This is a genomic window from Serratia sp. CY33802, from assembly GCF_052169095.1.
GTDB lineage: Bacteria > Pseudomonadota > Gammaproteobacteria > Enterobacterales > Enterobacteriaceae > Serratia > Serratia bockelmannii.
The window spans coordinates 25,129-45,022 of record NZ_JBJNLL010000012.1 but is presented as its reverse complement, the minus strand read 5'-3'; the positions used below and the strand labels follow the sequence as shown (position 1 = coordinate 45,022).

Genomic DNA, 19,894 nt, shown 5'->3' with positions numbered 1-19,894 from the left:
TCAGAAACCGTTAACGTGAAGGAATTCGCGGAACGTCGCCTCATTCCACGGTTGGCCGCTGCGATCGAACAGGCGGCGCTGATTCAACGCGCTGACGATCTGCTCCAGCTCTTCCGCCCCCTGATCGAAGATCGTTTCCAGCGCCGCCACCAGCGCGGTTTCGAAACCGTCCGGCACCCGGGCGCGGTTTTGCCAGATGACATTGCGGAACTGGCCCGGCTGATGGATTTGGCCGTTGCCGCCTTCGCGGGCCGGCGTCACCTGTTGGGTGTCCGGCAGCCAGGGATTGAAATCGGTGATGTGCTGCATGATTACTCCTCCGCGATAAAGGTGATCTGGATTTGGTTGTCGACCACCCGGGTGGGATAGGTTTGCAGATCGCGGCCGCCTGGCTCGCGCAGGCACTGGCCGGTGCGCACGTCAAACAGCGCTTCGTGCAGCGGGCACTCAACCTTGCCGTCGTCTACAAACCCCTGGCTGAGCAAGGCATAAGCATGCGGGCAGACGTCTTCCAGCGCGTAGTAGTTACCGTCGAGCAGGTACACCCCGATCTCTTTTCCTTCCACTTTGCCGGAGAAAGGAAAATCTTCTTTCACCTGAGACACTTCGCACACATTCTTCCAGCTCATTGCTTTTATCCTCTATCTGATTGTTTCATATATGAAACTCAGTTTCTTATTTAATACAGCCACTATAAGTCTGGCGAAACTTTCGTCAAGCGAGCGGAAGGGCAAATGTTAATGAAAGGTTGTTTAAAAATGACAAATGCGGGAGGGATCACGAAATCATGCACCGATATGAAAAACCTATGTCAGTTGTGCGCTCTTCCGCTAATTTATGGCAAAAAATGCGTTGATCCCGGCGGCGCATTGCGCGTAAAAGTGTTTTCTCACTGTCTTTTACACTCAATTTAATAACAATTAATTTACATTAATCAGCCTCGTCCCCCGCGTTTACGCGTAATGGCCTCCGCGGGCGAGTTTACTGCTGCCTGAATTCGTCAACCGCTCGCACTGAGGAACGCGCCGTGCAACAACGTCAACGCTGGTTTGGGGTGATCGCCCTGCTGTTTCTGATCGTTATCGCCTATGCAGATCGGGTTAATATCGCCGTGATGTTGGTCAATCCCGACTTCCTGCAACACTTTCAACTCGGCGGTGACCGCGCCCATCAGGGCACGCTGATGACGGTGTTTTTACTCGGTTACGGCCTGTCCGCCATGTTGCTGACGCCGTTTCTGGAAACGCTGATGGGTTACCGCCGCGCGCTGACGCTGAGCGTGGTGCTGTGGGCGCTGCTCACCGCCGCCTCGCCGTTGGCGGGATCGCTGCTGTTGCTGTGCGCGGTGCGCGCGTTGCTTGGCGTCAGCGAAGGGCCGCTGTTCTCGCTCAAGACCATGTACATCAGCGATCATTTCGCCGCCGACGAGCGCGGCAAACCCAACGCGGTCAGCGCGCTGGGCGTCTCGTTGGGGCTGGTGATCGGCTTTCCGCTGGTGAGTTTTCTGATGGCGCACTTCGGGTGGGCGATGTCGTTTCACCTGCTGGCGCTGCTCAACCTGCTGTTGGGCCTGGCGCTGGTGCGGCTGTTCGTTCATCCGCTCGCCTTACCCTCATCTTCACGCCCCGCCGATCCTCAGCCGGTGTTGAGCCGCGTCTGGCACACCTTCGCGCTGGCCTGGCGCACACCGATGCTCGGTTGGATCCTGCTGATCGAGATCGCCACGCTCAGCTACCTGTGGGGATCCAGCGCCTGGCTGCCGGCTTACCTGACTGATGAAAAAGGATTCTCCATCAAGCAGATGGGATGGATGGCCGCACTGCCTTTCATCGTCAGCATCGCCTCAAAATACCTCGGCGGCGTGCTGCTCGATCGTATCCGCCCCTATCAGGCGCCACTGATCTTCGTCTTTGGCGGCGCGGCGACCGCACTGTGCATCTATGGCGTAATGAACAGCCATCAGCTTGGCTGGATCGCCTTCTTCCTACTGGCGGCCAACGCCTGTTGGGGCGCACAGGGCGCGGCAATCCCCACGCTGCTGCAGCATTATGCGCGGCCGGAGGCGGTCGGCAGCGCCTATGGTCTGATCAACGGCATCGGCAATCTGTTCTCGGCGTTTGTGCCGATGGCGATGGGCATGGTGATGGCCAGCCAGGGCAAGGTGTCCTCGGGCTTTGCGGTACTGATTGCCTCACAGCTGCTGACGCTGCTGGCGGGCGGCGCGCTGTTTAGCCGCATGTTGCTGGCGCGCCAGGTGAAACGGGCATAGCCTGTTCCCGCACCGTTGCGGCAGAGAAAGCCAATGGCCTTGAGAGGGTGCTCATGGATCTGGACGCCAACAACCAGCAGACGGGGGACACCCCCCGTCGCCGGGTTGCCTTACCGTTCGGATTCGTAAGCCAAAATGGCCGCAACCTCCGTGTTGCCCGATCGGATCCGCAGCTCGCACAGCGTGCTGCGGGTTATCCATACCAGTGATATTACCGTGGCACAAATAACCACCAGTTTTAACAGGCTCCGTTTGTTCGGCATCATGCCTTCTTCTCCTTGCCTCGCGGCGGGTAAGAGGCTAACTTAACGTTGCTGGCGTTAGAGTAGGCCTCGGGTTGATGAATATCGACTCGGGGCTTTTCTCTTTGTACCTTTCACGCAGGCTCTAGATACAAAGATCCAGAGCACCCGCGCGCAGTATATTCATCCTCCCCGTTATCCCGGTTCCTTTTTACTGACTCAGTTTCATTTCTGCGCAGGATTGCGCAAAGGCGTTGCAACAGGCTGAAAATCGCAGTGCGGATGGCGACAGACAAATGAAATAAAAAAAGCGGCCCCATACGATGGGAGCCGCTTTTTCAGCGAGGCGTGGCCAAGCGTCAGGCGTGTTTCTTGGCCGCCTGCAGGTACAGCATCTCCAGACCCAGGGTCGCCGCGGCCAGCGCAGTGATCTCGGACTGGTCATAGGCCGGCGCCACTTCCACCACGTCCATGCCGACGATGTTTAGCGACTGCATGCCGCGCACCAGTTTCAGCGCGCGATCTGAGGTCAGGCCGCCGATCACCGGTGTGCCGGTGCCCGGTGCAAACGCCGGATCCAGGCAGTCGATGTCGAAGGTCAGATACACCGGCATATCGCCGACGATGCCCTTGATCTGGGTCAGCAGGTCGTCCACGCTGCGATCGTTCACCTGCGCGGCGTCCAGCACGGTAAAGCCGTTGTCGTGATCGAACTCGGTGCGAATACCGATCTGCACCGAGTGGTGCGGATCGATCAGGCCTTCATTCGGCGCATGGTAGAACATGGTGCCGTGGTCGAACTTGCTGCCGTTGGCGTAGGTATCGGTATGGGCGTCGAAGTGCACCAGCGCCAGCTTGCCGAAATGCTTGGCGTGCGCGCGCAGCAGCGGCAGGGTGACAAAGTGGTCGCCGCCGAACGAGAGCATGCGCTTACCGGCTTTCAGCAGTTTCTCCGCGTGCGCCTGCAGCTTGTCGCTCATGTCCTGCGCATCGCCGAAGTTGAACACGATGTCGCCGCAGTCAACCACGTTCAGGCGATCGCGCAGATCGAAGCTCCACGGCCAACGGTTGCCTTCCCAGGCCAGGTTGGTGGACACCTGACGGATGGCCGCCGGGCCATGGCGGCCGCCGGCGCGACCGGAGGTCGCCATGTCAAACGGAATGCCGGTGATGACCCACTCTGCATCGCTGTCGTAAGGCATGAAGTTCAGCGGAAAGCGCAGGAAACCAAAGGCGTTGGACACTAATGAATTATCGGACTGATGGCCTAAGGTGCTCATAGTAAACCCTCGTAGTTCAACAAGTTGCCGGGCGCAGATGCCGGGCCGTGACAAAAAAAAATCCCTCCCGCGTCGTTAGCCCGACGAGAAAGGGATTTGTTCGATGTTTGTTTCGGTGCTACCGATACGGCAGATTATGGCCGCATTTTGTTCGTGCTTCAAGGGGGTCAACAGCGCCCCCCTGAAGAGGGCGGTTACTCGTCTTCCAGATACGTATAACCGTACAGACCGGCCTCAAACTCTTCCAGGAACTGCGCCTGCAGCTCGCTGTCCAGATCGGTTTCTTTGACCTGATCGCGGAACTTGGACAGCAGCGCGCTCGGATCGAGCTGCACATACTCCAGCATGTCCGCCACGGTATCGCCCTCGTCGGACAGCTCGGTCTCGACGCTGCCGTCCGGGAACACGTACACGTCAACCGAGGCGGTGTCGCCGAACAGGTTGTGCATGTTGCCAAGGATCTCCTGGTACGCGCCGACCATGAAGAAGCCCAACGCCGGCGGGTTCTCCGGATCGTATGGCGGCATCGGCATGGTGGTCGCCACGCCGTCGCCGTCGACGTAATGATCGATGGTGCCGTCGGAGTCGCAGGTGATGTCGAGCAGCACCGCACGGCCTTCCGGCGGCTTATCCAGCCCTTCCAGCGGCAGCACCGGGAACAGCTGGTCGATGCCCCAGGCATCCGGCATCGACTGGAACAGCGAGAAGTTGACGTAGAACTTGTCCGCCATGCGCTCTTGCAGTTCGTCGATGATAGGACGGTGCGCGCGGTTGCTCGGATCGAGCTGCTGCTGGATCTTGTTGCAGATGTTCAGATACAGCTGCTCGGCCCAGGCGCGCTTGGTCAAGTCCAGCATGCCGTGCGCGTATTGGGTATGCACGTCGTGCAGATCCATCTGGCTGTCGTGCAGCCATTCGCGCAGCGAGCGGCGGTTCTCCGGCTCGTTCATTTCCAGCCAGGTTTCCCACATGCTTTCCAGCGCGCGCGGCGCGTCGGCTTCCGGCGGCTGCGGTTCGCTGAACTCGTTGCGCTCGACGCCAATCACGTTGGAGACCAGCACCGTGTGGTGCGCGGTCACGGCGCGACCGGACTCGGTGATCACCGTCGGGTGCGGCAGGCCGTGTTCATTACAGGCGTCGCCGATGCCCCAAATCACGTTGTTGGCATATTCGTTCAGGCCGTAGTTGACCGAGCAATCGGACTGCGAACGGGTGCCTTCGTAGTCGACGCCCAAGCCGCCGCCCACGTCGAAGCACTGAATGTTGACGCCCAACTTGTGCAGCTCAACGTAGAAGCGCGCCGATTCGCGCACGCCGGTGGCGATGTCGCGAATATTGGCCAGCTGCGAACCCAAATGGAAGTGCAGCAGCTGCAGGCTGTCGAGGCGGCCCGCTTCACGCAGGGTTTCCACCAGCTTCAGCACCTGCACCGCCGCCAGACCGAACTTGGATTTTTCGCCGCCGCTCGACTGCCATTTGCCGGAGCCTTGCGATGCCAGACGCGCACGCACGCCCAGGCGCGGTATGACGTTCAGCCGCTCGGCCTCTTCCAGCACCAGGTTGATCTCGGACATCTTCTCGATCACCAGGTACACCTTGTGCCCCAGCTTTTCCCCGATCAGCGCCAGACGAATATATTCACGATCTTTATAACCATTACAGACGATCACCGAGCGGGTCATGCCGGCATGCGCCAGCACCGCCATCAGTTCGGCCTTGGAGCCGGCTTCCAGCCCCAGCGGTTCGCCGGAGTTCACCAGCGATTCAATCACGCGGCGGTGTTGGTTCACCTTGATCGGATACACCAGGAAATAACCGCCCTGGTAGCCGAAGGATTCACGCGCGCGTTTGAACGCGGCGTTGATAGAGCGCAGGCGATGCTGAAGGATCTGCGGGAAGCAGAACAGCGCCGGCAGACGTTGGCCGTCTTGCTGGCGCGTTTTCACCAGTTCTGCCAGATCGACGCGCGCCTGCGGGACATCCGGGTCCGGGCACACGCTGATATGGCCCAGCTCGTTGACGTCATAGTAATTGTTGCCCCAGTAGGCGACGTTATAAGTACGCAGCATCTTGCTGGCATTACGATCATTCATGGCAACCTCCTGCATGGAGCGCAAAGATAAAGACTCGCCCGCAACCGGCGGGCGGTGAATCAACAGATCATCAGACATGGTTCGCCTCACATTCCGCACTGACGAAACCGTCAGCCACTATCGCAGCTACAACCCGCGAGAACAACCCAACAAGCCGCGCCGGCGGCAGCGAAGAGAACTGCCGTTCGCGGTCAGCGATCGGTTTATCACTCATATAATTGTAAGACACCCTGTTCAAACCTCGTGAATCGGGCCAAGAAACATCCCACAGGAAGGCTGCAGGCTACCCTTGTTCAGTTCTTCAGACGACCGTTAGCCGGCCCGAGAATCCTGAGTAGCGGCCAAGTGTTTATCGCACCTGGTAAGTGACAGAGAGACAAGACGGGAAATAGCAGAAGAATGTGCGCCAGAACGGCACTGCTGTTGAGAACCAACAACCGGTAGACAACGGATCATTAATCCAACCACCTCCACGCGCGCCGTTCGGAGTGAACGACCCAGCCTCTAAATATAGTGTTAGAACGTGACCGTTCGATGAAGCGGCGAACGCCCGCGACGGATAATAGCGCAACGCTGGCGAATGCAAAGCGGAAGTTTATCGCACCTTCCCCCACGCCAGACCGCCGTACTGTGCAGCAAATGAACCGCGCGCGCAGTTTATACCGGTAAGCAGGTGAAAAAGCAAAATGAAAATTCGCCGAAAACTGTTTCAAGCGATGAAAATGGCGCCAACCCGTTTGCGCAAAAGAGCGAAAGCGCAAAAAATTACTGGCAATCTGGCTAAACCCTGACCTAAAATAGACGTCCAGATGTTAATCCATCTATACTGGTTAACTGATAAACTGCTTAACGGCTTTGCCTGAGGGGCGTTGCAGGATGCATCTCGCGCCATCAGCGGAAGACCCTTCGCTTCGATGCCGGATCTCCAGCGCTGTGCAGTAATTTCTAACCCGTCTTATGCAAGGTAAAGAACACAATGGCTAAACACCTCTTCACGTCCGAATCCGTCTCCGAAGGACATCCCGATAAAATCGCCGACCAGATCTCCGATGCCGTCCTCGACGCCATCCTGGAACAAGATCCGAAAGCGCGCGTCGCCTGCGAAACTTACGTGAAAACCGGTATGGTGCTGGTCGGCGGTGAAATCACCACCAGTGCCTGGGTCGATATCGAAGAGATTACCCGCAAGACCGTGCGCGAGATCGGCTACGTTCATTCGGACATGGGCTTTGACGCCAACTCCTGTGCAGTATTGAGCGCCATCGGCAAGCAATCCCCGGACATCAATCAGGGCGTTGACCGTACCGATCCTCTCGAGCAGGGCGCCGGCGATCAGGGCTTGATGTTTGGCTACGCCACCAACGAAACCGACGTGCTGATGCCTGCACCGGTCACCTACGCGCACCGTCTGGTGCAGCGCCAGTCCGAAGTGCGTAAAAACGGCACCCTGCCGTGGCTGCGCCCGGATGCGAAGAGCCAGGTGACCTTCCAGTACGACGACGGCAAAATCGTCGGCATCGACGCCGTGGTGCTGTCCACCCAGCACTCAGAAGACATCTCGCTGAAAGATCTGCAAGAAGCGGTGATGGAAGAGATCATCAAGCCGGTACTGCCGGCGGAATGGCTGACGGCGGGCACCAAATACCACATCAACCCGACCGGCCGTTTCGTTATCGGCGGCCCGATGGGCGACTGCGGCCTGACCGGCCGTAAGATCATCGTCGACACCTACGGCGGCATGGCTCGCCACGGCGGCGGCGCCTTCTCCGGTAAGGATCCGTCCAAGGTTGACCGTTCCGCGGCTTACGCGGCGCGCTACGTGGCGAAAAACATCGTTGCCGCCGGCCTGGCCGATCGCTGCGAGATTCAGGTGTCTTACGCTATCGGCGTAGCGGAACCGACCTCCATCATGGTGGAAACCTTCGGTACCGAGAAAGTGCCAACCGAACAGCTGACGCTGCTGGTGCGCGAATTCTTCGATCTGCGCCCATACGGCCTGATCCAGATGATGGATCTGCTGCAGCCGATCTACCGCGAAACTGCCGCCTACGGCCACTTCGGCCGCGAGCACTTCCCGTGGGAAGCGACCGACAAAGCCGCACTGCTGCGCGATGCCGCCGGCCTGAAATAAGCCCCGACATCAACATGAAAACGGCGAGCCAAGGCTCGCCGTTTTTTTTGAACGGATGGGTGCTCCTGGATCAACGCATCGACTGCCGGCCAGCGGAGGCAAAGCCCCCGCCGCCGGGTTGCCTTACCGTTCGGATTCGTAAGCCAAAATGGCCGCAACCTCCGTAGTGCCCGATCGGATACGCAGCTCACACAGCGTGCTGCGGGTTATCCATGCCAGTGATATTACCGTGGCACAAATAACCACCAATTTTAACAGGCTCCGTTTGTTCGGCATCATGCCTTCTTCTCCTTGCCTCGCGGCGGGTAAGAGGCTAACTTAACGTTGTCGTGCGTTAGAGTAGGCCTCGGGTTGATGGATATCGACTCGGGGCTTTTCTCTTTGTATCTTTCACGCAGGCTCCAGAGACAAAGATCCAGAGCACCCGCCCGCAGTATATTCACCTCCCCCTCTCTTCCCACGTTCCTTTTCACGTTAAATGTCTTTCTTGCGTAGCGGCACACAACGCCTTGCAAAGCGTTGAAAAAAGGCCCAGCAACGCAGGGCCATTGAGGGCAGAGAAAGCAAGGTGGGAGCGAGGCTTACGACGTCTGCTTACGCAACAGATAAACGAAGTACGGCGCACCGATAAAGGTCGCCAATAACCCGGCGGGGATCTGATACGGGAACAGCAGCATCCGCCCGCACCAGTCGGCAAACACCATCAGCAAGCCGCCCAGCAGCGCGGCGATCACCATTTGCGGCAGCGCGCGGCGGAAGCCCAGCATACGCGCCATATGCGGCGCCATCAGCCCGACAAAGCTCAACGGCCCGACGGTCAGGGTCGCCATGGCGGTCAGGGTGGCAGCCAGCAACAAAATGGTCAACCGCGCCGGCGTCAGCGCAATGCCCACCGAGCGGGCGGTGGCGCCGCCGAGCGGCAGGATGGTCAACCAACGGCGGCACAGCGGCGCCAATACCATCAGGCCGGCGGCCACCAGCGCGGTACGCAGCGCCTGCGCCGGCTCCACCGAATAGGTCGAACCGGAGAGCCAGGTCAGCAAGCCCCCCATACGCGGATCGCCGCTGGCCAACAGCAGGAAGATGACGGTAGTAAAGGCGGTGCTGAGCGCGATACCGGCGAGCAGCATGCGTTCCGTCGAGAAACCGCCGCGGCCTGCGGCGATCATGATGATCAGCAGCGTAGCGGCCGCTCCCAAACTGCCGGCGGGCAGCAGCCAAACGAAGGCGTCGCCCGGCACCATAAACAGCATCATCACGACGCCAAAAGCGGCGCCGGAGCTGATCCCCAACACTTCCGGGCTGGCCATCGGGTTGCCGGTCAATTTCTGGATCAACGTGCCGGCGACCGCCAGCATCATGCCCGCCGCCAGCGCCGACAGCACCCGCGGCCAGCGCCACGGCAGCAGGGAATCCAGCTCCGCACCCAGGCTCCAGTGCCAACCGCCGGCATTTTTGCCCAGCATCAGCGCCAGCGTCAGACCGATCAGCAATACGAGGCCACCCAGCAGGATCCAGCCGGGCAGATTCCCGCGCTCGGCAGGCACCTTGTCGCCAAGGTTCATCGGCGGCGGCGTGGTGGCGCTGCGCAAACGCGGCAACAGCCACAGCAGCAGCGGTGCGCCGAACAGCGCAGTGGCCGCGCCGGTCGGGATCTCACGCCACACCTGCGTCACCCCGAGCATCACCTGATCGGTCAGCCACAGCAGCAGCGCCCCCAGCAACGGCGCCAACATCATGCGGTGCGCCAGGCGGCGCGCGCCCAGCATCTTCGCCATCAGCGGCGCAAACAGGCCGATAAAGCCGATAATGCCCACCGCACTCACCAACATGGCGCTGAAGATAATGGCCAGCCCCAAGGCGCAGAAGCGCGCCATCGATAGCCCCAACCCCAGGTTGCGCGCCACGCCGTCGTCCAGCCCCAGCAGCGTCAGCGGGCGCAGCAACAGCGCCGCCAGCAGGCCTGCCACCAGCAAACGCGGCAGGAGGAACTGTACGGCGCTCCAATCCTGTTGGTTCAGCGCGCCGGTGCCCCACAGGAACATGCCCTGCAGCTGATCGTAATGAAACAGCGCCAACAAGCTGTTGACCGCGCCGCAGTACAGTCCCAACACCAGCCCGGCCAGAATCAGCGTCACCGGCGACATCCGCTTGCCCCAGGCGACGCCGAACACCAGCCCGCCCACCACAATCGCACCCACCATAGCGGCCAGCTGGCGGGTAAATTCGCCCCCCGGCAGCACCCACAGCGTGGCGATGGTCAGGCCGAGCTGCGCACCGGCGGCCACGCCGAGCGTCGACGGTTCCGCCAACGGATTGCGCAACACCTGCTGGAACAGCACGCCGACCAACCCCAGGCCGGCGCCGGCCAACAGCGACACCGTCAACCGAGGCAGCAGGCTGTAATGGAACAGCATTTGCCGCACGTCGTCGAAGTCCGGCGCGCTGAGCGCCCGCGCCCATTGCGCCGGCGGCAGCTGCTGCGTCAGGTTGTATATCGTCAGGCCACCTGCCGCCGCCAGCAACAGCAGGATCAGCGTCAGCGGTAATTTCCGGATGCCCGCATTCATGCCGCACTCTCCTGAGCCTGTGCCAACAGGCGGCAAAACCGCATCGTCGACAGCGTAGCACCGTAGAACCACACCGCCGGCACCTGCCACAGCTGGTTTTGCCGCACGAAGGGCAATGACTGCCACAGTGGCGTCGCGCTGACCTTGTCCATCATCGCCTGATTGCCGTGATCGAGATAGATGACTCGGGCGTTACGCACCGTGGCCAACCGTTCAATCCCCACCACCGCCGTGCCCCAAAAGTCGGTTGGCTCCTGCCAGGCATTGCGGATGCCCAGTTGGTCCATCGCTTCCTGGAACAGGCTTTTCTGGCCGATGATCAACGCATGGCGCGTGTCTATCAGGGAAAACAGCAGCAACGGTTGGCGGGTGTAGCTTTGCAGGCGCTGACGGGCGTCCTGCATAAAGCGGTCGAACTGCGCCAGGTGGTTTACCGCCCGGCTTTCTATGCCCAACCGCTGGCCCAGCGCCAGCAGCGACTGGCGGGCGACGGTCAGCGGTTTGCCGCTGCCGTCGTTGAAGCCGAAGCTCATGGTTGGCGCGATGGGTTGGATTTTTCGCGGCGTCGGGCCATAGCCCTGCGACAGCAACACCAGCGAAGGCTGGAGCTGCTGCAGCAGTTCGAGATTCGGTTCGGTGCGCTGGCCGACGTCGACCACCGTCGCCGGCAGCTTCGGCTCCGCCACCCACAGGTTGTAGTTATGCACATCGGCCACCGCCAGCGGCGTCACGCCCAATGCCAACAGCAGCTCGATCGGCAGCCATTCCAGCGCCGCAACGCGCGCGATATCCGGCGGCGCCTCCGCCGCCCGCCCGGGCAACGAACCCAACAGCGGCGACAGCGCGAGCGCCATCAACAAACGGCGGCGCAGCGGATCGTGAGAAGAAGTGAATGCAGAGGACATCAGTAGACAAAACTCACCGGCGCGCCGCCGCTCGGATGCGGCAACGTGCCCATAGGAATACCGTAAATTTGCTCCAGCACCGGCCCCTGCATCAGTTCCAACGGGCCGCCCTGGGCAATCATTTCACCGCCGCGCAGCGCCACCAAATGGTCGCAGTAGCGCGCCGCCATGTTGATGTCGTGCAGCACAGCGATCACCGTGAGATCGCGTTCGCGGCTCAGGCGCTGGATCAGCGCCAGCACCTCAACCTGATGCGCGATATCCAGCGCCGACGTCGGTTCGTCAAGCAGCAAACAGCGGCTGTCCTGCGCCACCATCATCGCCAGCCAGGCGCGTTGGCGCTCGCCGCCGGACAGGCTGTCCACCAGCCGGTTGGCGAACGGCTTCAGCCCCACCAGTGAAATGGCCTCTTCAACCAACTGGCGATCGTTGGCGCCAAAACGCCCCAGCGCGCCATGCCACGGATAACGGCCGACGGCCACCAGCTCGCGCACCGTCATGCCTTCCGCCGCCGGCAACTGCTGCGGCAGGTAGGCCACCTGGCGGGCGAAGGATTTGCTGTCCCACTGCGCCAACGGCTGCCGATTGAGCAAGACCTGGCCGCCGCTGGGCGCATGGTGCCGCCCGAGCAGTTTCAACAGGGTGGATTTACCGGAACCGTTATGGCCGATCAGGCCGCAGACTTTGCCCTGGGGAAAACTGAGCGACAGCGGTTGCAGCAGCACCCGGCCGGGGACGGCGAAGCTGGCGTTATCCAGCGCGAAGGCCGCGCCGGGATTAAGAAGTTTGTCCTGCATAGATCCTGCTTTGTCCGGGGCGACGCGGCGCCGCCCCGGCTATCCGGTTAGAAACGGAAGGTTGCGGTGGCGACCACCTGGCGTTCTGCGCCCCAGAAACAACCATATGTAGCAAAGCAACTGGACACATATTGCTTATCAAACAGGTTGTTCACGTTAAGAGCGATCGAAGAACCCGGCAAGTTAAAACGAGCCAAGTCATACTTAAGTACGGTATTCCACACGGTAGAAGCCGGTACTTTAAAAGTATTGGCTTCATCACCGAATGATGACCCCGTATAACGAACACCCGCACCAAAGGTTAGACCGCTCAACGCCGTCTCATGGAAAGTATAATCTCCCCACAGAGATGCCATATGTTTAGGAATGATAGCTGGCGTATTACCTTTATTCGTGGTGTCCTCGGTATACTCTGCATTGGTATAAGTATATGAAGCCAATAGGTTAACGTTGGCATTCAATGCAGCTTTGCCTTCCAACTCAAGGCCCCGTGAACGAATTTTCCCCGTTTGCTGCTGATACCAGCCTTCATTGGCGTGTTGAACGTCCGTTACCAGATTGTTCGACTTAGTCAGTTGATAGATCGCGATGGTTGCAGAAACTGGTTTATCTTTAGGCATGAACTTCAAGCCAGCTTCATATTGCTCCCCTTTGGATGGAACAAAAGCTTTACCGCCATATGCAGCTCCCACGTTTGGCTCGAAGGACTGTGCATAGCTGACATATGGAGAAATGCCATTATCGAATAGATAGTTAAGACCAATACGGTTTGTAGACTGGTGATCTTTTTGCTTACTGTAACTGTCTGCGACACGATCTTCGACCGTACTTTTGGCCCAATCGTAACGAGTGCCGGCTGTCAGAACCCAATTATTCCATTCGGCCTGCTCTTGCATGTAAATACCGATTTGCTGTTGCCCATCGACTTTACTAGTACGATTCAATGCACCTTTTGTATAATTACCGAATTGTGGGTTGGCAAGGTTAAGCGTACTTGCAACACCCCAACCGCCCTCAATATCATTGCTCATGCGCATGAAATCTACGCCACTCAGTAACGTATGTTCCACCTGGCCTGTAGCGAACTTAGCCTGAGCTTGAGTATCCACACTGAAGTTGTTCAGCCGCTCATTAGAAACGATATAGTTACGGTTTAAAGTAACGTTATCGGCTGCAACTCCATTACCATAGACATTATTTTGATTGGTATGCAGTTGCATATACCGTAAGTTTTGACGCACAGTCCAAGTATCATTTAAGTCATGATAGAAACTGTAACCAAACATTCGCGTCTGGCGGGAATAAAAGTTGCTCTTCTCACCCTCATTGAAATTAGTGGGCAGCTTGCCATAAGGTGCAGGTTGCACCGTTCCTTGCATTGGCAGCCAACCGTAGTAGCCCATATTAGGATCGTTTTGCAGGTAAGAATATAAGGTTAAATTAGTATGATCATCTGGCTGCCAACTGAATGATGGTGCAACAGCATAGCGTTTGACTTTAGCCATGTCCTGCTGGTCATTAGCATCTTTCGCCAATCCAGTCAGACGGAACGCATATTTGCCCTCTTCATCTAACGCATCGCTGAAGTCGAAACCAGTTTGGAACAGGCTGTCAGTGCCCATTTTAAACTGCACTTCACGAATAGGCTCATTCGTTGGACGCTTACTCACTAGAGAAACGATTCCGCCAGGGCTGCTCTTACCATACAACACAGAAGAAGGGCCACGTAAAACTTCTGCACGCTCCAGGAAATAGGGATCAATAGAGGCTTCGTTAAAGTAGTCCCCCTGCAGCTTCAATCCATCCAGATATTCATTCTGGTTAACTGAACCAAAACCGCGAATGTAGACTGCATCATATACGTTGGAACTACCGCGGCTACCGACCATCACCCCAGGTGTGTACCCCAGAGCTTCCTTGACGGAGGTTGGCTGTAAAATGTCCATCTGCTCACGTGTCACAACCGACACTGACTGCGGTGTTTTTACCAACTGCGTATCGGTTTTGGTGCCAGTGGCGCTACGTTTGGCGACATAGGTGCCGACCGGCCCCCAGGCGCTTTCCTGCTGGGCGGAATTGCTGCCGCCCACAACGGTAATCGTGTCTTCCTTGGCGGCCGGCTTGGCGTCGGCGGAAAAAGCTGGCATCGCCAGCGTGCCTAACGCCGCAGCGACGGTGATCGCTAACGCGCTGACGGGGAGACGGCCCTGCTTGGCCGCGGATGATGAAAGACGCTTGGTCGGCATGATTTATTTCTCTGATGAATTATTAAATGACGAATGTAAACGATAATAATTATTATAAGCGTCGCATTTTATGCAGAAGCCAAATTAAACTGCAAGCCGAATTCATAGGGCAAATAGGTTAAGGATTAGGCGCTTAGCCATGCAGTTAACAGGGAAATAAAACGAGCGGAAAAACAAAAAAGCCCGCAACCACGGTTACGGGCCTAATAACAAAGAAAAAATTTTCACCGGGGCCGACGCCCCGGTAGCGATTACTGACCGAACATATCCTTGATCCAGCCGGCGACGCCATCGCCATCTTTTTGCTCACCCGCCGCCGGTTGCTGCTGTTGCTGCACCGCCGCCTGGCTGGCCTGGCACAATCCCTGCGGATTGTCGGTCCAGACCGGGATGGTGCGCCAGCTGCCGCCGCCGCAGATAAAATTGCCGGCAGAGTCGATGCTCATCTGGTTTATGCCTTCCGGCGGCTGCAGCATCAGCGGCAGCGGCGTCTGGTTTTCCAGATAGCGGCGATACAGGGTCAACGCGCCGTTGGCGCCGGTCAGCTTGGCCGGGCCGTTGTTGTCGCGCCCCACCCAGGCGATCGCCACTTCCTTGCCGTCGATGCCGGCGAACCAGCTGTCACGCAGATCGTTGGTGGTACCGGTTTTCGCCGCCAGGTTGTAGTTCGGGAACTTCACCGACAGCGAGCGGGAGGTCCCGCGCGCCACGCCCTGCTGCATCGCGTACAGCGTCAGGTAAGCGGCCTGCGCCGGCACCATGCGCTCCGCCTGCGGGAAGCTCTGGTACAGCACCGTGCCGTCTTCGGCGATCACCGAACGCACCGCCGACAGCGGCGCACGGTTACCGCCGCTGGCGATGGTCTGGTACTCCTGCGCGACTTCCATCGGCGTCAGGCCGATCGCCCCCAGCAGCATCGAAGGCACCGGATTGATCTCCGCTTTCGGGATCCCCAGGCGTTGCAGCGTGGCGCTGATCTGATCCAGCCCGACCGACAGGCCGAGGTTCACCGTCGGCACGTTCAGCGAGTTGGCCAACGCATCCACCAGCATCACCTGACCGCGGAATTTACGGTCATAGTTGTTCGGCTGCCAGACGGCGCCGTTCGGCTGTTTCAGCGACAGCGGCGCATCCGCCAGCCAGGTGTTGAGGCGGTATTTATCCGGTTCGGACAGCGCGGTCAGGTACGTCGGCGGCTTGGCCAGCGAGCCGACCAGGCGTCGCGCCTGCATGGCGCGGTTGAAGCCGGCGAACTGCGGGTTGGCGCCGCCGACCATGGCGCGCACTTCACCGCTGAAGCGATCGACGATCACCATCGCCGCTTCCAGATCCTGCAGGTGACGCGCAGCGCGCAGCGCCGGGATGCCGTCTTCGACCGCTTTTTCCGCCGCGTCTTGCGACACCGGATCCAGCGTGGTGAAGATCTTCACGCCGGACAGGTCATTCACCTTATCGCCCAGCTTGGTTTGCAGTTCCTGACGCACCATCTGCATAAACGCCGGCTGTGGCGTAATGACGCCGCCTTTCGGCTGCACGCCCAGCGGACGCGCGCTCAGCATGTCATACAGCTCGCCGTCGATCACGCCCTGGTTCTGCAACAGTTTGAGCACCAGGTTGCGGCGCTCCAGCGCCAGTTTCGGGTTGCGCCACGGGTTATACAGCGACGCGCCCTTGACCATGCCGACCAGCAACGCCTGCTGATCGAGGCTCAGCTCGTCCACCGGACGGCCGAAGTAATACAGGCTGGCCAGCGGGAAGCCGCGGATCTGGTCGCTACCGCTCTGGCCGAGGTACACCTCGTTCAGATACAGCTCCAGGATGCGGTCTTTGCTGTAACGGTAATCCACCAACAGCGCCATATAGGCTTCGTTGGCCTTACGCCACAGCGAACGCTCGTTGGTCAGGAACAGGTTCTTCACCAGTTGCTGCGTCAGGGTACTGCCGCCCTGCACCGCACGGCCAGCGGTCAGGTTGGCCAGCACCGCGCGGCCGATGGAGTACGGGCTGATGCCGTCATGCTCATAGAAATGGCGGTCTTCCGTGGCGATCAGCGTGTCTACCAACAGATCCGGGAAACCGGAACGCGGCACGAACAGGCGCTGTTCACCGTTAGGCGACTGCAGCATGGTGATAAGACGCGGATCGAGGCGGAAGAAGCCGAAGCTACGGCCGCTGTCCAGGTTTTCGATCTTCGCCAGACGGTTGTTCTGGAAATCGAGGCGGGCACGGATCTGCCCTTCTTTACCATCCGGGAAGTCGAACGGGCGGCGCAGCATTTCGATGCTGTTGGCCTGCACGGTAAACTCGCCCGGGCGCGTCATGCGGCTGACCTGGCGATACTGCATGCCTTCCAGCAGGTTGACCATCTCCTTCTTGCTGTACGGCATACCCGGTTCCAGGTTGACCATGCGGCCGTACACCGCCGCCGGCAGCTGCCAGACTTTACCGTCGATGCGGCTGCGGATCTGCGAGTCCAGGTAGACGCCATAGATTGCCAACAAGACGGCGATCACCAGGATCAGTTTGATAAACAGGCCGAGCCAACGGCGTTTTTTACGCGGCGGAGTCGCTTTTACCTTACGCGGCATGCGTTCATCCTCCTCTTCATACTCATCATCGTCATACTCGTCTTCTTCGTAATCGTCATAATCGTCGTCTCGGCGACGGCGCGGCGGCTTGCGCGACGCGGTGCTTTTTGGTTGTTTTCCTTTGCGCCCGATGGGCTCGCGGTCATCCCCAGCCATGGCTGTTGTTCTCCGAGCTTGCCGACACTGCCGGCCATGATTAGTCGCTTAATCTGTGCCTACGCCGCAGCGCTGACCAGAAGAAACATCTGAATTCCAAACCTTAAATGATCGCGACCTACTGATATTTCTTCGTTCGGCGCGTCGGTACCGCCGTGGCCGGATCGTCCGGCCAAACGTGTTTAGGGTAGCGGCCCTTCATCTCTTTTTGCACCTCGCGATAGGCGCCTTGCCAGAAGGCCGCCAGATCGCCGGTGATTTGCAACGGCCGGTGCGCCGGTGAGAGTAACTCAAGCACCACCGGGATGCGACCCTCCGCCAACATCGGGCTGCGCTGCTCGCCGAACACCTCCTGCAAACGCACCGCCAGCGCCGGCGGTTTACCCGCCTCATAACGGATCGGTAAGCGGCTGCCGGTCGGCACAGTGTAATGAGTGGGTAGCGCATTATCCAGCCGCTGCTTTTGCTGCCAGTCCAGCAGACGGGACAGCGCTTCGGCGATGTTGACCTGCTTCAATCCGCGCAGATCGCGCACGCCGTTCAGCGACGGCAACAGCCACTGCTCCAGCGCCGCCAGCAGCGGCTCTTCATCCATCGCCGGCCACTCCGCCTCCGGCAGCCAGGCTTGCGCGCACTGCAGGCGCACCCGCAATTGTTCAGCGGCCCCCTCCCAGTTGAGCACCGCCAACCCCTGTGCGCGCACCCAGTCGAGCAGCGCCTGCTGCAGCTCTTCGTCCGCCGGTTTGGCCAGCGGCTGAGCGCGCAGCGTCAGACGACCGATCTGCTGGCGCTTCCAGGCGCGCAGCGTGCCCTTCTCTTCATCCCATTCCACCGCCGTGCGCTGCGTGACGATCGCCGGCAGCTGCGCCGCCAGGGCTTCGATGTCCACCGGCAGCGCCAGCAGGATACGCGCATCGGGGCTGTTGTGGCCCTGCAACAGGCTGGGAACGATAAGCCAGGGGGCGCGCGACAGCGCCTCGTCCTGGTTCATCGCCGCGCCCAGGCCGTTGGCCAGCAGGTAGCGGCCGTCCTGGCCACGGCGCTGGGCGATGCGATCGGTAAACGCCTGCGCTAACAGGCGCGGCGCCAGATCGACGTCGACTTGCCCCGCACGTTGCGGCAGGCGTTTGGTCAACTGCGCGGCGCGCTGCCGCCAGTTCGGTTGCAGGCGGCTCAGCCAGTAGCCGATATCCATCTGCCCGCCGCGCGGCGGTTCTTCCAGCAATGCCGCCAGCAACGCCGCCGTCGCCAGGCCGTCGGCGCTCAGTGCCGCCCCGGCGACCAGCATCGCCGCCAGCCGCGGCTCGCACCCCAACGCGGCCATCTGGCGCCCCGGCGCGGTAAGTTTGCCGCCGTCATCCGTGGCTCCCAGCCGGTGCAACAGTGCCCTGGCCGCTGCCAATGCCGCCGTCGGAGGCGCATCAAGCCAGGTCAGCTGCGCCGGATCATGGCACCCCCATTGCAGCAATTCGAGCCAGAAGCCGGTGAGATCGCTCTGTAAAATTTCCGGTTCGGCATGTTCCGCCGCGCGCTCCGCCTGTTCTTTGGCGAACAGATGCCAGCAAATGCCCGGCTCCAGGCGCCCCGCGCGCCCGGCACGCTGCACCATTGAGGCCTGACTGATGCGCTGCGTCGCCAGCCGCGTCAAACCGTTGCGCACGTCGTAACGCGCCACGCGTTCCAGGCCGCTGTCCACCACCAGCCGGATACCCTCGATCGTCAGGCTGGTTTCGGCGATGTTGGTCGCCAGCACCACCTTGCGGCGGCCAGGTGCCGCCGGCTGAATCGCTTTTTGCTGTTGCGCCAAAGGCAGGGCACCATACAGCGGGCAAAGATCGGTATCGCTCGCCACCTCGCCGGTCAATCGCTCCAGCACCCGATTGATCTCCGCTACGCCCGGCAGGAACAACAGCAAAGACCCCGGCTGTTCGGCCAGCAGACGCTTCACCGCCGCCGCTACGCCATCCTCCAGCCGCTGATGGCTGGCCAACGGCTGATATAAACGTTCAACCGGAAAGCTGCGTCCCTCTGACACCACCACCGGTGCCTGCGGCAACAGCTGCGTCATACGGACGTTATCCAGCGTGGCCGACATGATCAGCAGTTTCAGATCGTCGCGTAGCCCTTGCTGCACGTCGAGCAGCAGCGCCAGCGCCAAATCGGCCTGCAGACTGCGTTCGTGAAATTCATCGAGGATCACCAGCGACACGCCCTGCAGCTCGGCATCCTGCTGCAGCATGCGGGTGAGAATGCCTTCCGTCACCACTTCCAGCCGGGTCTGCGGCCCGCTTTTACTTTCGGCGCGCATGCGGTAGCCCACGGTCTGGCCGGGCTCCTCCCCAAGTTGCTGTGCCAGGCGGTAAGCGACATTTTTCGCTGCCAGCCGCCGCGGCTCCAGCATGATAATGCGCCCCGGCAATCCGGCCTTAGCCAGGATCTGCAGCGGCAACCAGGTGGATTTACCGGCGCCGGTCGGGGCGTGCAACAGCACCTGAGGAGCGGACTGCAGCGCAGCCAGCAACTCATCAAGCACCGCGCTGACGGGCAATGAAGACACTGAACTCTCCGTGGTGGTTAACGTTAAACGGCGTACAGTGTAGCATTAGCTTTGCCCCCG

The 19,894-nt window shown here is 60.0% G+C and carries 14 protein-coding genes; 2 read left to right on the top strand and 12 right to left on the bottom strand.

Annotation, left to right across the window (positions count from 1 at the left end):
• Together ACJ8HA_RS23010 and ACJ8HA_RS23005 are read right to left on the bottom strand one after the other, a co-directional pair.
• Entirely contained in the window at positions 1 to 309 is a 309-nt protein-coding gene (locus ACJ8HA_RS23010; protein ID WP_004937617.1) for a recombinase-like helix-turn-helix domain-containing protein, read from the bottom strand.
• Positions 310 to 311: 2 nt separating this feature from the next.
• Positions 312 to 629, bottom strand: coding sequence for a non-heme iron oxygenase ferredoxin subunit (locus tag ACJ8HA_RS23005; protein WP_004937614.1), 318 nt, complete (start codon positions 627 to 629; stop codon positions 312 to 314).
• A 398-nt stretch (positions 630 to 1,027) separates the two neighbouring features.
• On the opposite strand from ACJ8HA_RS23005, the gene ACJ8HA_RS23000 reads away from it, so the two are divergent.
• Positions 1,028 to 2,269, top strand: a complete 1,242-nt coding sequence (locus ACJ8HA_RS23000; RefSeq protein ID WP_049296214.1) for an MFS transporter — start codon at positions 1,028 to 1,030, stop codon at positions 2,267 to 2,269.
• Between the two features lie 110 nt (positions 2,270 to 2,379).
• On the opposite strand, the gene ACJ8HA_RS22995 is transcribed toward ACJ8HA_RS23000, so the two are convergent.
• The 3 genes from ACJ8HA_RS22995 to speA all read right to left on the bottom strand — a co-directional run bounded on the left by ACJ8HA_RS22995 (position 2,380) and on the right by speA (position 5,962).
• The gene (locus tag ACJ8HA_RS22995) at positions 2,380 to 2,532 is read right to left on the bottom strand and encodes a Hok/Gef family protein (RefSeq protein ID WP_049203456.1); all 153 of its coding nucleotides are present in this window, start codon (positions 2,530 to 2,532) and stop codon (positions 2,380 to 2,382) included.
• A gap of 338 nt (positions 2,533 to 2,870) precedes the next feature.
• On the bottom strand, positions 2,871 to 3,791 hold the full coding sequence (speB, locus tag ACJ8HA_RS22990) for an agmatinase (protein WP_004937606.1): 921 nt from the start codon (positions 3,789 to 3,791) through the stop codon (positions 2,871 to 2,873).
• 194 nt (positions 3,792 to 3,985) lie between these two features.
• On the bottom strand, positions 3,986 to 5,962 hold the full coding sequence (speA, locus tag ACJ8HA_RS22985) for a biosynthetic arginine decarboxylase (protein WP_004937600.1): 1,977 nt from the start codon (positions 5,960 to 5,962) through the stop codon (positions 3,986 to 3,988).
• A gap of 898 nt (positions 5,963 to 6,860) precedes the next feature.
• Between speA and metK the strand changes: the two genes are divergently transcribed.
• Positions 6,861 to 8,015 (top strand): methionine adenosyltransferase, encoded by a 1,155-nt coding sequence (gene metK, locus ACJ8HA_RS22980; RefSeq protein ID WP_016926681.1) that lies wholly within the window; start codon positions 6,861 to 6,863, stop codon positions 8,013 to 8,015.
• Positions 8,016 to 8,138: 123 nt separating this feature from the next.
• On the opposite strand, the gene ACJ8HA_RS22975 is transcribed toward metK, so the two are convergent.
• From ACJ8HA_RS22975 to hrpB, 7 genes are all read right to left on the bottom strand, one after another.
• Positions 8,139 to 8,291, bottom strand: a complete 153-nt coding sequence (locus ACJ8HA_RS22975; protein ID WP_004937610.1) for a Hok/Gef family protein — start codon at positions 8,289 to 8,291, stop codon at positions 8,139 to 8,141.
• Between the two features lie 305 nt (positions 8,292 to 8,596).
• Positions 8,597 to 10,585: a Fe(3+)-hydroxamate ABC transporter permease FhuB gene (gene fhuB, locus ACJ8HA_RS22970; RefSeq protein ID WP_442515532.1), complete on the bottom strand. Its 1,989-nt coding sequence runs from the start codon at positions 10,583 to 10,585 to the stop codon at positions 8,597 to 8,599.
• Positions 10,582 to 11,490: a Fe(3+)-hydroxamate ABC transporter substrate-binding protein FhuD gene (gene fhuD, locus ACJ8HA_RS22965; RefSeq protein WP_308369891.1), complete on the bottom strand. Its 909-nt coding sequence runs from the start codon at positions 11,488 to 11,490 to the stop codon at positions 10,582 to 10,584. Before fhuD ends, fhuB begins: the two co-directional genes overlap by 4 nt.
• Complete coding sequence (gene fhuC, locus ACJ8HA_RS22960) at positions 11,490 to 12,287, bottom strand: Fe3+-hydroxamate ABC transporter ATP-binding protein FhuC (protein ID WP_060434503.1); 798 nt, start codon at positions 12,285 to 12,287, stop codon at positions 11,490 to 11,492. Before fhuC ends, fhuD begins: the two co-directional genes overlap by 1 nt.
• Before the next feature lie 47 nt (positions 12,288 to 12,334).
• The gene (gene fhuA / locus ACJ8HA_RS22955; protein WP_049296225.1) at positions 12,335 to 14,533 is read right to left on the bottom strand and encodes a ferrichrome porin FhuA; all 2,199 of its coding nucleotides are present in this window, start codon (positions 14,531 to 14,533) and stop codon (positions 12,335 to 12,337) included.
• A 251-nt stretch (positions 14,534 to 14,784) separates the two neighbouring features.
• On the bottom strand, positions 14,785 to 17,277 hold the full coding sequence (mrcB, locus tag ACJ8HA_RS22950; protein ID WP_049296226.1) for a bifunctional glycosyl transferase/transpeptidase: 2,493 nt from the start codon (positions 17,275 to 17,277) through the stop codon (positions 14,785 to 14,787).
• A gap of 118 nt (positions 17,278 to 17,395) precedes the next feature.
• Positions 17,396 to 19,834, bottom strand: coding sequence for an ATP-dependent helicase HrpB (gene hrpB / locus ACJ8HA_RS22945; protein ID WP_442515531.1), 2,439 nt, complete (start codon positions 19,832 to 19,834; stop codon positions 17,396 to 17,398).
• Positions 19,835 to 19,894: the final 60 nt, after the last annotated feature.

Excerpts from the sequence above, each read along its gene's own strand:
- ACJ8HA_RS23010 (WP_004937617.1), bottom strand. The coding sequence starts at position 309 with ATGCAGCACATCACCGATTTCAATCCCTGGCTGCCGGACACCCAACAG.
- ACJ8HA_RS23005 (WP_004937614.1), bottom strand. The coding sequence starts at position 629 with ATGAGCTGGAAGAATGTGTGCGAAGTGTCTCAGGTGAAAGAAGATTTT.
- ACJ8HA_RS22995 (WP_049203456.1), bottom strand. The coding sequence starts at position 2,532 with ATGCCGAACAAACGGAGCCTGTTAAAACTGGTGGTTATTTGTGCCACG.
- speB (WP_004937606.1), bottom strand. The coding sequence starts at position 3,791 with ATGAGCACCTTAGGCCATCAGTCCGATAATTCATTAGTGTCCAACGCC.
- speA (WP_004937600.1), bottom strand. The coding sequence starts at position 5,962 with ATGTCTGATGATCTGTTGATTCACCGCCCGCCGGTTGCGGGCGAGTCT.
- metK (WP_016926681.1), top strand. The coding sequence starts at position 6,861 with ATGGCTAAACACCTCTTCACGTCCGAATCCGTCTCCGAAGGACATCCC.
- ACJ8HA_RS22975 (WP_004937610.1), bottom strand. The coding sequence starts at position 8,291 with ATGCCGAACAAACGGAGCCTGTTAAAATTGGTGGTTATTTGTGCCACG.
- fhuB (WP_442515532.1), bottom strand. The coding sequence starts at position 10,585 with ATGAATGCGGGCATCCGGAAATTACCGCTGACGCTGATCCTGCTGTTG.
- fhuD (WP_308369891.1), bottom strand. The coding sequence starts at position 11,490 with ATGTCCTCTGCATTCACTTCTTCTCACGATCCGCTGCGCCGCCGTTTG.
- fhuC (WP_060434503.1), bottom strand. The coding sequence starts at position 12,287 with ATGCAGGACAAACTTCTTAATCCCGGCGCGGCCTTCGCGCTGGATAAC.
- fhuA (WP_049296225.1), bottom strand. The coding sequence starts at position 14,533 with ATGCCGACCAAGCGTCTTTCATCATCCGCGGCCAAGCAGGGCCGTCTC.
- mrcB (WP_049296226.1), bottom strand. The coding sequence starts at position 17,277 with ATGGCTGGGGATGACCGCGAGCCCATCGGGCGCAAAGGAAAACAACCA.